Origin of the sequence: Curvibacter microcysteis, assembly GCF_028649455.1 — a bacterium.
GTDB lineage: Bacteria > Pseudomonadota > Gammaproteobacteria > Burkholderiales > Burkholderiaceae_C > Curvibacter > Curvibacter microcysteis.
Genome location: NZ_JAQSIO010000002.1, coordinates 721,893 through 736,181 on the forward strand (window position 1 = coordinate 721,893; position 14,289 = coordinate 736,181).

Annotated in this window: 11 protein-coding genes; 10 read left to right on the top strand and 1 reads right to left on the bottom strand. The window is 65.5% G+C overall.

Annotation, left to right across the window (positions count from 1 at the left end):
• Positions 1 to 19: 19 nt before the first annotated feature.
• From PSQ39_RS08550 to PSQ39_RS08585, 8 genes are all read left to right on the top strand, one after another.
• The gene (locus PSQ39_RS08550; protein ID WP_273926315.1) at positions 20 to 967 is read left to right on the top strand and encodes a 2-hydroxyacid dehydrogenase; all 948 of its coding nucleotides are present in this window, start codon (positions 20 to 22) and stop codon (positions 965 to 967) included.
• A 112-nt stretch (positions 968 to 1,079) separates the two neighbouring features.
• On the top strand, positions 1,080 to 1,823 hold the full coding sequence (locus PSQ39_RS08555) for a FadR/GntR family transcriptional regulator (protein WP_273926375.1): 744 nt from the start codon (positions 1,080 to 1,082) through the stop codon (positions 1,821 to 1,823).
• A 51-nt stretch (positions 1,824 to 1,874) separates the two neighbouring features.
• Positions 1,875 to 3,251: an ABC transporter substrate-binding protein gene (locus tag PSQ39_RS08560; RefSeq protein WP_273926316.1), complete on the top strand. Its 1,377-nt coding sequence runs from the start codon at positions 1,875 to 1,877 to the stop codon at positions 3,249 to 3,251.
• Positions 3,252 to 3,344: 93 nt separating this feature from the next.
• Positions 3,345 to 4,244 (top strand): carbohydrate ABC transporter permease, encoded by a 900-nt coding sequence (locus PSQ39_RS08565; RefSeq protein ID WP_273926317.1) that lies wholly within the window; start codon positions 3,345 to 3,347, stop codon positions 4,242 to 4,244.
• Positions 4,241 to 5,092, top strand: a complete 852-nt coding sequence (locus tag PSQ39_RS08570; RefSeq protein WP_273926318.1) for a carbohydrate ABC transporter permease — start codon at positions 4,241 to 4,243, stop codon at positions 5,090 to 5,092. Before PSQ39_RS08565 ends, PSQ39_RS08570 begins: the two co-directional genes overlap by 4 nt.
• A gap of 35 nt (positions 5,093 to 5,127) precedes the next feature.
• Positions 5,128 to 6,192, top strand: a complete 1,065-nt coding sequence (locus PSQ39_RS08575; protein WP_273926319.1) for an ABC transporter ATP-binding protein — start codon at positions 5,128 to 5,130, stop codon at positions 6,190 to 6,192.
• 34 nt (positions 6,193 to 6,226) lie between these two features.
• A complete protein-coding gene (locus tag PSQ39_RS08580; RefSeq protein WP_273926320.1) occupies positions 6,227 to 7,279 on the top strand; it encodes an L-idonate 5-dehydrogenase in 1,053 nt (350 codons plus the stop codon).
• Positions 7,280 to 7,403: 124 nt separating this feature from the next.
• Positions 7,404 to 7,799 (top strand): cupin domain-containing protein, encoded by a 396-nt coding sequence (locus tag PSQ39_RS08585; RefSeq protein ID WP_273926321.1) that lies wholly within the window; start codon positions 7,404 to 7,406, stop codon positions 7,797 to 7,799.
• Between the two features lie 69 nt (positions 7,800 to 7,868).
• Here the strand turns inward: PSQ39_RS08585 and PSQ39_RS08590 are convergent, their stop codons facing one another.
• Positions 7,869 to 9,719 (bottom strand): DEAD/DEAH box helicase, encoded by a 1,851-nt coding sequence (locus tag PSQ39_RS08590; protein ID WP_273926322.1) that lies wholly within the window; start codon positions 9,717 to 9,719, stop codon positions 7,869 to 7,871.
• 234 nt (positions 9,720 to 9,953) lie between these two features.
• Between PSQ39_RS08590 and ettA the strand changes: the two genes are divergently transcribed.
• Both ettA and PSQ39_RS08600 read left to right on the top strand, forming a co-directional pair.
• Positions 9,954 to 11,615, top strand: coding sequence for an energy-dependent translational throttle protein EttA (gene ettA / locus PSQ39_RS08595; protein WP_273926323.1), 1,662 nt, complete (start codon positions 9,954 to 9,956; stop codon positions 11,613 to 11,615).
• A 117-nt stretch (positions 11,616 to 11,732) separates the two neighbouring features.
• The gene (locus tag PSQ39_RS08600; protein WP_273926324.1) at positions 11,733 to 14,288 is read left to right on the top strand and encodes a DUF1631 family protein; all 2,556 of its coding nucleotides are present in this window, start codon (positions 11,733 to 11,735) and stop codon (positions 14,286 to 14,288) included.
• Position 14,289 lies beyond the last annotated feature (1 nt).

Here is a 14,289-nt window from a genome sequence, read left to right on the forward strand (position 1 = left end):
TGAGCACGGAGAGATCCCATTGAGCGCTTATGAAGTCCTGGCGGTGGCCAAGCTGTCGCCCCTGTTGGCCCAACCCTTGTCGCGTGAGTTCGTGGTGCATGAGCGCCTGCATGAGACCGATCCGGCCCGCCTGGCCGAGGTCGCGCCGCGCATCCGCGCCATCGTGGGCGGCGGCGAGTCGCGTGTCAGCCGTGAACTGATCGCCAGCCTGCCGGCGTTGGAGATGATCTCCATCATGGGCGTGGGCTACGACGGTGTGGACGTGGCGGCGGCACTGGAGCGGGGCATCCGCGTCAGCCACACGCCCGATGTGCTCAACGACGACGTGGCTGACCTGGCCCTGGCGCTGATGCTGTCCGTGTCGCGCCGTTTGGTGCAGGCCGACCAGTTTGTGCGCAGTGGCCAGTGGGCGCAGGGGCCTTTGCCCTTGGCGCGCAAGTTCTCGGGCTCGCGCCTGGGCCTGGTGGGCATTGGCCGCATCGGTCAGGCCATTGCCCAACGTGCCCAAGCCTTTGGTTTGTCGGTGGCCTACACGGCACGCAGCGCGCGCGCTGGCCTGCCGTACCGCTACCTGCCCACGCCAGCGGCGCTGGCGGCCGAGGTGGATTTTCTGGTCGTGATCATCCCAGGGGGCGCGGCCACCCGGCACCTGATCAACGCCGAAGTGCTGCAAGCGCTGGGCCCACAGGGCTACCTGATCAATGTGGCACGCGGCTCGGTGGTCGACCAGGACGCCTTGCTGGAGGCCTTGCAAGAAGGGGTGATCGCGGGCGCGGGTTTGGATGTGTTTGCCAACGAGCCTGACGTGCCCCAGGCCTTATGGAGCCTGCCCCAGGTGGTGCTGACGCCGCACATTGGCAGTGCCACGGGCCAGACCCGCCAAGCCATGGCGGATTTGGCCTTGGCCAATTTGCGCGCCCATGCCGCCGGCCAGCCTTTGCCGACCCCGGTGCCGGAGTGCCGCTGACAGGGCAGGGACCCCGGCGCTGCACTGAGTTTGAAGGGCTTTTCGAGCCGGGTTTACGCTAGGCTCTGGGCTTTTCAATCGTCATATGATAACAATGAGCACCTCGTCCAGCATGATCAAAAACGTCCATGGCAACACGGTAGACCACCTGGGAGAAGCGATTCTTTCGGGTCACTACGCCGTGGGGGCGTCCTTGCCGGCCGAGCCTGTGCTGTGCGAATCGCTGGGCGTGAGCCGGACGGTCGTGCGCGAGGCCATCAAGTCCCTGGTGGCCAAGGGCTTGATCACCACCGGCCCCAAGGTGGGCACCCGGGTGCAGCCTGCCGAAGAGTGGAACTGGTTTGACCCCGACGTCATTGGCTGGCAGTCGCGTGCCGGTCTGACCCCTGACTTTTTGCGCGACCTGCAGGACCTGCGCCGCGTGGTCGAGCCCGCCGCTGTGCGCCTGGCCGCCGAGCGTGCCACCCCCGAAGACCTGGCCGAGCTGGAAACCGCCTATGCCGGGATGAAGCGCGCGGTCGACCTGGGCGGTGACTACATCACCCACGACCTGGCCTTTCACCGAGGCCTGCTGCGCGCCGCCCACAACCGCATGCTGGCCCAGATGAGCAAGGCCTTGAACGCCTTGCTGCGCACCAGTTTTGAAATTTCATCCTCGCGCCCGGACGGCTCCAAGCTGTCCTTGCCCTTGCACCGCGCGGTGCTGGACGCGGTGGTCGCGCACCAGCCCGACGAGGCCGAACGCGCCATCCTGACCCTGATCCACGGCGCCAGCGACGACATCGAGCACGTGCTGGGCTCGCGCCAACGCCTGCCCCAACTCAATTTGCCAGCCTCACAACTCAAGGGCGCCTGAGACGCCTGATCTTTCCAAGCTTCCACACCCCTCACAACAGGAGACAAGCCCATGAAGTTCAACAAGGTGCTCACGGCGGCCATGGTGGCCGCGGGCCTGCTGGCGTCCAGCCAGGCTTTCGCGCAGGAAAAGCTCACCGTCTGGTGGGTCAAGGGTTTCTACAAGTCGGAAGATGACGCGCTGTTTGCCGCCATCAAGAAGTTCGAAGAGAAGTACAAGGGCGTCAAGGTCGACCTGTCCCAGTACCCCATCCAGGACATGATCCCCAAGACCGTGTCGGCGCTGGACTCGGGCAACCCGCCTGATGTGGCGTACTCGGATGTGTATGACTTCCAGGTCACAGGCAAATGGGCGCATGAGGGCAAGCTGGAAGACATCAGCAGCGTGATCAACCCGATCCGCTCGCGCTTTGCGCCCAACACGGTCGAGACCGCGTTCCTGTACAACGACGTCACCAAGACCCGGGCCTACTACGCCTTCCCGATCAAGCAGCAGACCATGCACATCGAGTACTGGGTCGACATGCTGGGCGAGGCGGGTTTCAAAGAGGCGGACATCCCCAAGACCTGGAAGGAGTACTGGAGCTTCTGGTGCGAGAAGGTCCAGCCGGCCTACCGCAAGGCCAGTGGCAACCGCAGCTTTGGCATCGGCATGCCCATGGGCGTGGACTCCAGCGACGCCTTCTATTCCTTCCTGACCTTCATGGACGCCTACAACGTGCAGCTGGTCAATGACAGCGGCAAGTTGCTGGTGGACGACCCGGCGGTGCGCACCGGCCTGATCAACGCCATGACGGACTACACCACGCCCTACCTCAAGGGCTGCACACCGCCGTCCTCAACCAGCTGGAAGGACCCGGACAACAACGTGGCCTTCCACAACAAGACCATTGTCATGACGCACAACGCCACCATTTCGCTGCCCGCGAAGTGGCTGGACGACATGAACAACCCCACGCTCAAGGAAGAGCAGCGCGCCACGGCCAAGAAGAACTACACCGAGCTGATCCGCACCGCGGGCTTCCCAGCCAAGCCCGATGGCAGCAAGATGGTTTACCGCACGGCGGTCAAGACCGGGGTGATCTTCAGCCAGGCCAAGAACAAGGCCCGCGCCAAGGACTTTGTGAACTTCCTCATGCAAGAGGAAAACCTCACCCCTTACGTGGAAGGCTCCTTGGGCCGCTGGTTCCCGGTCACCAAGGCCGCCCAGGCACGCCCCTTCTGGCAGGCCGACGAGCACCGCCGCTCGGTGTTCAACCAGTACGCGGCCGGCACGGTGACGTTTGAGTTCACCAAGAACTACAAATTCACCATCCTCAACAACGAGAACGTCTGGGCCAAGGCCATGAACCGCATCGTGAGCGAGAAGGTGCCCGTGGACAAGGCGGTCGACGAGATGATCGAGCGCATCAAGACGGTGGCGCGCTGAGCGGCTGCGGCCCTCGGTCTGTGCTGACCATTGACATCAACCCGCTGCCCAGCCCCGCTCAGGGGCTGGGCCGGCCTGACAGCGTCTGAGTTCATGTCTACCCACCTTGCTTCCGCCCCTGCCACCTTGACTGACAGCGCTACCAGTGGCGCCGCGCCCCCTGTGGGGCGGCGCATCGAGTCCTCCTGGGACCGCTGGGGCCTGATCATGGTCCTGCCCTACCTGCTGGTGTTTGCCGTGTTCGTGCTCTACCCCGTGGGCTATGGCCTGTGGCTGGCGCGGCACCCGCAGAGCTACGTCAAGCTCTTCGAAGACCCGATTTTTTTCCGCAGCACCGTCAACACGGTCATCTTTTTGATTGTGGCCATCAACCTCAAGATGGTGGTGGCCCTGGTGCTGTCGGGCTTTTTCATCCAGTCGCGCTGGTGGATCAAGGCCTTGTCGGCCTTGTTCATCCTGCCCTGGGCCTTGCCTTCCATTCCCACCATTTTGTCGGTGCGCTTCATGCTCAACCCCGAGTGGGGGGTGATCAACAGCCTGATTTTCCGCCTCACCGGCCTGGACGGGCCCAACTGGCTCAACGACCCCACGCTGGCGCTGAGCTTTTCCATGCTGATGCACATCTGGAAGTCGCTGCCTTTCTGGACCCTGATCCTGGTGGCCGGTCGCCTGGCCATTCCGGCGGAGCAGTACGAGGCTGCGGCGGTGGACGGGGCCAGCCGCTGGCAGAAGTTCGTCTACATCACCTGGCCCTCGATGCGCTCGCTGTTCCTGACCTCGACCATCCTGTCCATGATCTGGACCCTGGGCGACTTCAACAGCGTCTACCTGCTCACCGGCGGCGGCCCGGCCGACCTGACCCATGTGCTGGCCACGCTGGGCATCCGCTACCTGCGCCTGGACCAGGTGGACCTGTCCATGGCCTCCATCGTGGTGGCCTTGCCCCTGGTGCTGCCCCTGGTCTGGTTCATGATGAAGAGGTTGTCCAAATGAAGCGCCCCTCCATGCGTGCCGTGGCCACCGAGGCCAAACTGCTGCTGATCGGCATCCCCGTGCTGCTGTGGACCTTGATCCCGGTCTACCACCTGGTGCTGTTCGCCATTTCCCCGCGCGACACCGCCACCTCGGGCCGGCTCTGGCCAAAGGAACCCACGCTGGAGAACTTCGCCATCGTGTTCCAGCAAAAGCACTTTTACCTGGACCACTTTTGGGCGCAGCTCGGCAACTCGGTGGTGATCGCGCTGAGCGTGGGCTTTTTGACGCTGGCGGTGTCCACCTGCGCGGCCTTTGCCATCAGCCGGCTGCGCGTGCGTGGTGGGCGCCTGGTGATGAACCTGGCCTTGTTCACCTACTTCATCCCGGCGGCTTTCTTGGCCGTGCCCATGTACAAGACCATGGGCAACTATGGGCTGTTGAACAACCAGTGGTCGCTGATCCTGGCCATGGTGACGATTGCCTCGCCGTACTGCATCTGGGTGCTCAAGCAGGCTTCGGACAAGCTGCCCTACGAGCTGGACGAGGCCGCCAAAATGGACGGCGCCACCGCCTTGCAGCTGTTCCGCCTGGTGTACCTGCCGCTGATGGTGCCCTCCCTGGTGGCCGTGGGCACCTATGCCTTGTTGCTGGCCTGGAACGAGTACCTCTACGCCTTCTTGTTGCTGTCCAAGGACAGCGACCTGACCCTGGCCGTGGCCCTGGGCAACTTCCTGTCGGCCGATGACTCGCCCTGGGAGCTGCTGATGGCCACGGGGCTGATCTACGCGCTGCCCCCGGCGGCCGTGTACTACACCTTCAAGCGCTACATGGTGTCGGGCCTGACGGCTGGCGCCGTCAAGAGCTGAGCTTTCACCCCACTTGCAAGCACGAGGACGCATTCATGGCGGCAGTTTCCCTCCAGAACATCGAGAAGTATTTCGGCAAGGTTCAGATCATCCAGGGCGTGTCCTTTGACATCGCCGATGGGGAGTTTGTGGTCATGGTGGGCCCTTCGGGCTGTGGCAAGTCCACCTTGCTGCGCATGGTGGCGGGCCTGGAGCCCATCAGCGCGGGCGAGCTGCTGATTGACGGTCGCGTGGTCAATGAGCTGGACTCCAAGGACCGCGACATCGCCATGGTCTTCCAAAGCTACGCGCTGTACCCCCACATGACGGTGGGCGAGAACATGGCCTTCAGCCTCAAACTGCGCAAGGCCGACGCGGCCCTGACCGCGCAGCGCGTGCAGGACGCGGCGCGCATCCTCAACCTCGACAGCTTGCTGCACCGCTACCCGCGCGAGTTGTCGGGCGGCCAGCGCCAGCGCGTGGCCATGGGCCGCGCCATCGTGCGCGACCCCAAGGTGTTCTTGTTCGACGAGCCCCTGTCCAACCTTGACGCCAAGCTGCGCGTGGCCATGCGCGCCGAGATCAAGGCCCTGCACCAGCGCCTCAAGACCACCACCATCTACGTGACCCACGACCAGATCGAGGCCATGACCATGGCCGACCGCATCGTGGTCATGCACGATGGCCTGGTCGAACAGATCGGCACGCCCCTGGACTTGTTTGACCGGCCGCGCAACCTGTTCGTTGCCCAGTTCATTGGCTCGCCCGCCATGAACGTGTTGGCCGGTACCTTGCAGCAAGAAGGTGACCAGGCCTGGGTGGAGGCCGAGGGCCAGCGCTGGCCCGTGGCCCCGGTGGCGGGCGCCCAGTCCGGCCAGCGCGTGCACTACGGCGTGCGCCCCGGCGACATGCACCTGGCCGAGCAGGGCGTGCAGGCCCGCGTGGTGGTGGTCGAGCCCACAGGGGCCGAGACCGAGCTGCTGCTGCAGGTGGGCGACGCCCGTGTGGTGCTGGTCATGCACGGCCGCACCGAGGTGCGGCCTGACGACCTGGTGCACCTGGCGATCTCAGCGCCCAAGGCCCATGTCTTTGATGGCAATACCGGCCTGCGCCTGGGCTGAGTCAGCCCCTTTTTCAAGCTTCAAGGACCCCACCATGCGCGCTTTGGTTTGCCATGCTCCCCATGACTTGCGACTCGAGGCGCGCAGCGCCGACGCCCCCGGCCCCGGTGAGGTCGCGGTGCAGGTCGCCTATGGCGGCATTTGCGGCTCGGACCTGCACTACTTCCAGCATGGTGGCTTTGGCACGGTGCGCCTGCAAGAGCCCATGGTGCTGGGCCATGAGGTGTCGGGCGTGGTCGCGGCCTTGGGCCCTGGCGTACAAGGCCTGACCTTGGGCCAGCGGGTGGCGATTTCACCTTCGCGCCCTTGTGGCCAGTGCCGCTTCTGTCAGCTGGGCCAGCACAACCACTGCCTGGACATGCGTTTTTACGGCAGCGCCATGCGCTTCCCCCACATCCAGGGCGCCTTCCAGGACTGGCTGGTGATCTCGGCGGCGCAGGCCCACCCGGTGGGGGCGGGCCTGTCGCTGTCTGAGGCGGCGCTGGCCGAGCCCTTGTCAGTGGGTTTGCACGCGATCTCGCGCGCGGGCTCGGTGCTGGGCCAGCAGGTGCTGGTCACGGGTTGTGGCCCCATTGGCTGCTTGCTGATAGGCGGTCTGCGCCGCGCGGGCGCGGCCCGCATTGTGGCGGCGGACATCGCGGAGGGCCCCTTGGCCTGCGCACGCGCCATGGGGGCCGACGCCACGGTCAACCTGGCCAGCGACACCGAGGGCTTGGCGCCTTATGCGGTCGACAAGGGCCAGTTTGGGGTGATGTTCGAGGCCTCGGGCAATGCGCGGGCCTTGCAGGCGGGGCTGGCGGTGGTGGCGCCGCGCGGCGTGATCGTCAGCGTGGGCCTGGGCGGCGACGCCGCCTTGCCGCTGAACACCCTGGTCGCCAAGGAGTTGGAGCTGCGTGGCACCTTCCGCTTCCATGCCGAGTTCGCCACGGCGGTGGCCTTCCTGAGTCAGGGCTTGATCGACGGGCGCCCCGTCATTTCGCATGTGCTGCAAGCCGATCAGGCCAGCCAGGCCTTTGCTTTGGCGGCCGACAAAGGCCAGTCCATGAAGGTGCAATTGAGCTTTGCCGGCGCCTGCGCCGAGACCTGAGGCGGCCTGTTGGCCTGAGCTGCCCGTGCCCACCAGTGGGGCTCAGGCCGTGCACGGCCCTCCTACAATCGCCTGACTTGATGGGCCTTCTTCGGCTTTTTTGTTTTTTTAACGGGTGCTTTGCATGACTTCTGAATTCCCTCATTTCACCCGCGTGGTGCTTTACACCGGCGCCGATGGCCGAGCTGGCTTTCGGGAGGAGCTCATGCCGCTGACCGAGGGCAAACCGGCGGCTCGGCTGAGTCCGTTTGCCGCGGCTCAGGGCTACCAGTTGCGCCACAGCCCGGTGGGCTTTCGCAGCGAATTCCACTGCACGGGCGAGCCGCAGTGGGTGTTCATCTTGCAGGGGCAGATGGAGATTGGCTTGCAGGGCGGCGTCTCGCGCGTGTTTGGCCCGGGCGAGCATTTCTACTCGGCCGACACCTTGCCGGCGGGCGCCACCTTCGATGCGGCCGTGCATGGCCATTGGAGCCGCCAGGTCGGTGATGAACCGCTGGTGACCCTGTTCCTGCGCGACTGAGGCGCAGGCACAGCGCCTGACCCGCGCTGGCCTCCCGTGCAGGGCGGCCAAGGGGTCAGGGCAGGGGGCTCAACGCCCGAAGGAACGACCGCCGCCGCCCGAGCGGCCACCGCCGCCAAAGCCGCCACCGCCGCCACCACCGGAGCGGCCACCACCACCGCCACCGCCGCCATAACCACCGCCGCCGCCACCGCTGCGGCCGCGGCCACCGCGACCGCGTTCGGCCATCATGTCCACGCTGGTGCGCATGGGGTCTGGTTGGCCCACCGGGGTGCTGCGCACAGGCGCGGCACGACCGGTCAGCGTGGCCAGCGCGGCCGAGGCGTCATGGCGCACACCGGCCTGGCTGTCTTGGCGGTCAAAACCACCCGAACGCGGGCCGCGGTTGCCACCGCCATTGCCGCCACCGTATCCACCGCCATTGCCAGCACCTTGGCCCGGACCGCGTGCAGGACGCGGACCTTGACCCCGGTGGGCGCCCTCAAAGCCTTGGCCGTCACGGGCCGGCTTGTTGCGCGGAGCTGGGCCACCACGGCCACCATTGCCGCCACCACCACCATTGCCTTGCGAGGCGCCACGACCGCCGCCACCGCCACCGTTGCCACCGCCGTTGCCGGCCGGGCCACCGTTGCCGGCCTTGTTGTCGCGGATGCGTTGCATCATTTCAGCGCGGGCTGCCTTGGCCGCTGCGGCCATGACTTCGCGGCTGGGCGGCTTGCCAGCGCCCCCCCAGATGGTCTGGCGACCCATGGCGATGGGTTCGGCGCGCTCACCAGCTTCGGGGCCGAAACCGTCGATCACGCGCACTTCGATGGTTTGTTTGGTGAAGCGCTCGATGTCTTGCATGAAGCCTTCTTCGTCCAGGCAGACCAGGCTCACCGCTTCACCGCTGGCGCCGGCACGGCCGGTGCGGCCGATGCGGTGCACATAGTCTTCGCTGACGTTGGGGATTTCGTAGTTGACGACGTGGGGCAACTCGTCGATGTCGATGCCGCGCGCGGCGATGTCCGTGGCCACCAGGGCGCGGATGTCACCGGTCTTGAAGCCCTGCAGGGCCTGGGTGCGGGCGCTTTGGCTCTTGTTGCCGTGCAAGGCCATGGCCTTGATGCCATTCTTGGTCAGGTACTCGGCGACGTTGTTGGCACCGAACTTGGTGCGCGTGAACACCAGCACCTGGCTCCAGTTGTGCTCCTGGATGATGTGGGTCAGCAAAGCCTTCTTCTTGCCACGGCCCACGGGGTGGATCACCTGGGTGATGCGCTGCACGGTGGTGTTGCGCGGCGTGACCTGGATGCTCTGCGGGTTCTTCAGCAGGGTGTTGGCCAGGTCGCGGATTTCGTCGCTGAAGGTGGCCGAGAACAGCAGGCTTTGCTTCTCGCGCGGCACCAGGGCCAACACCTTCTTGACGTCGTGGATGAAGCCCATGTCCAGCATGCGGTCGGCTTCGTCCAGGATCAGGATCTGCACGCTGGACAGGTCCAGGTGGCCTTGCTGTTGCAGGTCCAGCAGGCGGCCCGGTGTGGCCACCAGGATGTCCACGCCACGCTTGAGGGTGGCGATTTGCGGGTTCATGCCCACGCCGCCAAAGATGACGGCCGAGCTCAGTTGCAGGTACTTGCCGTAGTCACGGACCGACTCTTCGACCTGGGCGGCCAATTCACGGGTCGGGGTCAGCACCAGGGCGCGAACGCCCACGCCGCCGGTGCGGTTGGTGGCGCTGCGGCTCATGCTGAGCTTGTGCAGCACGGGCAGGGTGAAGGCGGCGGTCTTGCCGGTGCCGGTTTGGGCGCCAGCCAACAGGTCGTGGCCTTCGAGCACGGCGGGAATGGCCTGCGCTTGAATCGGGGTGGGGTTTTCGTAGCCTTGTTCGCGAACGGCTTTGAGAATCGCCGGAGCGAGGTTCAGATCATCAAAAGTCATGGTGTGGTGCCCTTGCCGGGCACTGGGGTATCGGCCTGTCCCGGGTGCTTGGAGCACCAGGCCAGTCAAGGCAGATGAGCTTCAGGGTAGGTCGGACAAAGGCTTGAAAAAAAGCCCTTCCGGCCCGCAGCAGATTGCTGATGTTGCGAGTTACTGGAGACCGCAACGGCAATCATTGTCGCATGAGTCGATAATCACGGTCTGCATCGCCTTTTTTTTCATTCAAAGTAGAACATGGCCCAATACGTTTTTTCCATGAACCGCGTCGGCAAGATCGTGCCGCCGAAGCGACAGATCCTGAAGGACATCTCGCTGAGCTTCTTCCCGGGCGCCAAGATCGGCGTGCTGGGCTTGAACGGCTCGGGCAAGTCCACCTTGCTCAAGATCATGGCTGGCATCGACAAGGAAATCGAAGGCGAAGCCATTCCCATGGCTGGCCTGAAGATCGGGTACCTGCCGCAAGAGCCGCAGCTCGACCCTGAGCAAACCGTGCGCGAGTCGGTCGAAAGCGGCATGGGCGAAATCAAGGCCGCCCAAGCGCGCCTCGAAGAGGTGTACGCCGCGTATGCCGAAGAAGACGCTGACTTCGACGCCCTGGCCGCTGAGCAGGCCAAGCTCGAAGCCATCATCGCCACCGCGGGCGACGCGTCTGACCACCAACTCGAGATCGCCGCCGACGCCCTGCGCCTGCCGGCCTGGGACGCCATCATCGGCAAGCTGTCGGGCGGTGAAAAGCGCCGTGTGGCCCTGTGCCGCCTGCTGTTGTCCAAGCCCGACATGCTGCTGCTCGACGAACCCACCAACCACTTGGACGCCGAATCGGTGGACTGGCTGGAGCAATTCCTGGCCCGCTTCTCGGGCACCGTGGTGGCCATCACCCACGATCGCTACTTCCTGGACAACGCGGCCGAGTGGATTCTGGAACTCGACCGGGGCCATGGCATTCCGTACAAGGGCAACTACAGCACCTGGCTGGACCAGAAGGGTGCCCGCCTGGAGTCCGAACAAAAGGGCGAAGAAGCCCGTGCCAAGGCCTTGAAGAAGGAATTGGAATGGGTGCGCCAAAACGCCAAGGGCCGCCAGGCCAAGAGCAAGGCCCGCATTGCCCGCTTCGAGGAATTGAGCGATTACGAATACCAAAAGCGCAACGAAACCCAGGAAATCTTCATTCCTGTGGCTGACCGCCTGGGCAGCCAGGTGATCGAATTCCGGGGCGTGAGCAAGTCCTTCGGTGACCGCGTGCTGATCGATGACCTCAGCTTCAACATCCCGGCGGGTGCCATCGTCGGCATCATCGGCCCCAACGGCGCCGGTAAGTCGACCCTGTTCAAGATGATCGCCGGCCGCGAGCAACCTGATTCGGGCGAAGTGGTGGTGGGCTCCACGGTCAAGATGGCCTATGTGGACCAGAACCGTGACGAACTGGGCAACGACAAGACCGTCTGGGAAGACGTGTCGGGCGGCCTCGACATCCTGACCGTGGGCAAGTTCCAGATGGCCAGCCGCGCATATTGCGGTCGCTTCAACTTCAACGGTGGCGACCAGCAAAAGAAGGTCGGTCTGCTGTCGGGCGGTGAGCGCGGTCGCTTGCACCTGGCCAAGACCCTGATCGCGGGCGGCAACGTGCTGCTGCTGGACGAACCCTCCAACGACTTGGACGTGGAAACCCTGCGCGCGCTGGAAGACGCGCTGCTCGAGTTCGCCGGCACCATCCTCGTGATCAGCCACGATCGCTGGTTCCTGGACCGCATCGCCACCCACATCCTGGCCGCCGAAGGCGACAGCCAGTGGACCTTCTTCGACGGCAACTACCAAGAGTACGAAGCCGACAAGAAGAAGCGCCTCGGTGAAGAAGGCGCCAAGCCCAAGCGCGTGCGCTTCAAGGCACTCAAATAAGCTTGAAAAAGCTGGAACAATGACAAGGCTGCAATGCCTTGTTACAAAACGGGGCCTGCGGGCCCCGTTTGTCTTGCTGGGTTGTCCAGCCGCCGTCCTCCTGCCAGAGGTGTTGTCATGAGTTCCCACGCGTCCAGTCCTGTTCCGTCAGCCCTTTACCAAGCCTGTGTGGAGGACGCGCGCCGCGAGGCCCGCATGCTGATCGAGAAGCTGGTGGACTACACGCGCTACCAATTGCGCGAGCGCGAAGCCTCGCTGCGCCACCCCGGCGAGCGCAACAGCGTGAGCGCGGCCATTGACCAGCTCAACCGTTGCCAGGCGCAGCTGATCGAGCAGTTCGTGAGCCAGCTCATCCAGGGCTTTGACAGCCCACCGGTGTCTTTGCTGGAGGGGGGCAAGCGGCAGTCCTTGATGGAGTTGCGCTTTGATCAGCTCGAACTCATGGACGAACACCAGGTGCAAAGCCGGGTCGAGCTGGCCCGCACCCAGCAGATGACCTTGCACGCGGTGGAGGGCACCTTGCCCGAGCTCAATGCCCTGACCTGCGCCATGCAGGGCCTGCCCAATGTGATGCCGGACCGCAATCCCTTCCGGCCCGAGGTCTACCTGCGCGCGCTGCAAGGGGCCATGGAGTCTGCCGGGGTGACCCCCTTGGTGCGCATGGCCTGGACCCAACAGATGTGCACCGTGCTGGGCAAGGAACTCAACAGCTTTTATGGCTTTTTGAACCACAAGCTGCGCGACCAAGGCGTGCGGCCAGCCGACTACACCGTGGTGCCCGCTGGGGGGCAGACCAACCGTCCCTTGTACGTGCCTGAGGTGATCCCCCCGGCCCAGGCCCTGCGCGCGCAAGAAGAGGCCGCCGCATCGACCTGGGAGCGCAAGCGCCCTGCGCCTGCCGCCCCTCTGCCGTCGGCGCCCCCGCTGACTGGCGGGCTGGCTCCGGTGCCCGCCCAGGCCCCGGCCTCGTTGCCCGCGCTCTACCTTGACGAGGGCTTGGCCGCGCCCGCCTTGCCCGAGGGCACGGTGCTCACGGTGGACCGCCTGCGCCGGTTGTTGGGCAACGAAGGGGGGGCGGGGCGCCGCCGCGATCAGGCCGCAGCAGGCGCTGCGCCGCCCGCACTGGCCGCGTCGACACGGCTGGAGGCCTTTGCCCAGCAGTTCGAACGCCAGTTTGAAGTGCGCCAGGAGCAAGAGGAGGCCCAGCACAGCGACTTCCAAAGCACCTTGCCCGCCGCCTTCGACGCCTTGGACAGCCCGCAAGAGGTTGCTCAGGTGCTGCAACGCGTGGCGCAGCGCCAGCCCGGCGCGCGTGGCGGCAACGCCCCCATCACCGTGCAGGCCCTGCGCCAGCAATTGCAGCAGCAGGGCCAGGATGTGGGCCAGGTGGTGGCGCTGGAGGTGGTCACGCTGATGATTGAAAACATCGTGCGCGACCCCCGCCTGTTGGGCGCCTTGCGCCAGGCGGTGCGCGAGCTGGAGCCGGCCCTGGCCCAACTGGTGGTCAGTGATGTGCGTTTCTTCAGCGACAAAGCCCATCCCGCCCGGCGCCTTCTGGACGCGCTGACCCAGCGCAGCCTGGCGTTTGAATCGGAGGCTGCGCCGGGTTTTGACGCCTTCATGCAGCCGGTGCGTCGGGTCGTGAAGGTGTTGAGTGCCGCGCCCATTCAGGGGGCGGCGCCCTTCGATGTGGCCTTGAAGGAGCTGGAGCGGGCCTGGAATGAACACCGAGAAAACGAGCAGCGCCAGCGGGAGCAGGCGGTCAAGGCCTTGATGCATGCCGAGCAGCGCAACCTGCTGGCGGGTCGGTTGCGCCAGGAACTCCGGGTTCTGCCGGAGCTGGCCCAGGCGGCGCCCGAGGTGCGCGACTTTTTGCTCGGGCCTTGGACCCAGGTGATGGCCCAGTCGCGCCTGGGGGAGCGGGCCTCCGAGACCGACCCGGGCCAGTACCGGGCCCTGGTCGGCGACCTGCTGTGGAGCGCCAATCCCGCACTGGCCCGGCAAAACCCGGCCCATCTGACGCGCTTGATTCCCTCGCTGTTGGGACGGGTGCGCGAAGGGCTCAAGACCATCGACTACCCCCCGCTGATGAGCAGCGCCTTCCTGGAAAAACTGATGGTCTTGCACCAGGCGGCCTACCGGCGGCCGGTGGCTGCAGCGCCGGCGCCGGCGCCGATCCCTGAGCAGGTGGTATTGGCTCCCCGTGTGCCTGAACCGACCGAGGCGCCTGCCGCAGCCCCGACCCCAGGCCAGGACCCCATGTTCGATGAACATGATTCCGATTGGCTGGCCCCGAGCGAGGCGCGGGTGTCAGGTTTCATGACCCTGCCGGAGGCCGAGCCCAAGGCCCAGGGCCCGGCGGCGTTGGCGCCTATGGCCTGGGAGGTCGGCGCCTGGGTGGAATTGCTCAGCGACGGGGTCTGGCGCCGCAGCCAGCTCAGCTGGGCCAGCCCCCATGGCACCCTTTTCCTGTTCACGCGCCCCGATGGCAGCAGCCAGTCGATGACGCGGCGCATGCGGGACCGGCTGGTCAGCGATGGGCTGTTGCGGGTGCTGGCCGACCAGCCTGTGGTGGCCGGTGCCTTGGACGAGGTGGCGCGCACCGCTTTGCGCAACACCGTGGCCGAGGAGCGTGACTCGCCCTTGGAGCGCGGCCCCGGCCCGGTGGTCTGAG

Excerpts from the sequence above, each read along its gene's own strand:
- PSQ39_RS08555 (WP_273926375.1), top strand. The coding sequence starts at position 1,080 with ATGATCAAAAACGTCCATGGCAACACGGTAGACCACCTGGGAGAAGCG.
- PSQ39_RS08560 (WP_273926316.1), top strand. The coding sequence starts at position 1,875 with ATGAAGTTCAACAAGGTGCTCACGGCGGCCATGGTGGCCGCGGGCCTG.
- PSQ39_RS08580 (WP_273926320.1), top strand. The coding sequence starts at position 6,227 with ATGCGCGCTTTGGTTTGCCATGCTCCCCATGACTTGCGACTCGAGGCG.
- ettA (WP_273926323.1), top strand. The coding sequence starts at position 9,954 with ATGGCCCAATACGTTTTTTCCATGAACCGCGTCGGCAAGATCGTGCCG.
- PSQ39_RS08600 (WP_273926324.1), top strand. The coding sequence starts at position 11,733 with ATGAGTTCCCACGCGTCCAGTCCTGTTCCGTCAGCCCTTTACCAAGCC.
- PSQ39_RS08590 (WP_273926322.1), bottom strand. The coding sequence starts at position 9,719 with ATGACTTTTGATGATCTGAACCTCGCTCCGGCGATTCTCAAAGCCGTT.
- PSQ39_RS08570 (WP_273926318.1), top strand. The coding sequence starts at position 4,241 with ATGAAGCGCCCCTCCATGCGTGCCGTGGCCACCGAGGCCAAACTGCTG.
- PSQ39_RS08565 (WP_273926317.1), top strand. The coding sequence starts at position 3,345 with ATGTCTACCCACCTTGCTTCCGCCCCTGCCACCTTGACTGACAGCGCT.
- PSQ39_RS08585 (WP_273926321.1), top strand. The coding sequence starts at position 7,404 with ATGACTTCTGAATTCCCTCATTTCACCCGCGTGGTGCTTTACACCGGC.
- PSQ39_RS08575 (WP_273926319.1), top strand. The coding sequence starts at position 5,128 with ATGGCGGCAGTTTCCCTCCAGAACATCGAGAAGTATTTCGGCAAGGTT.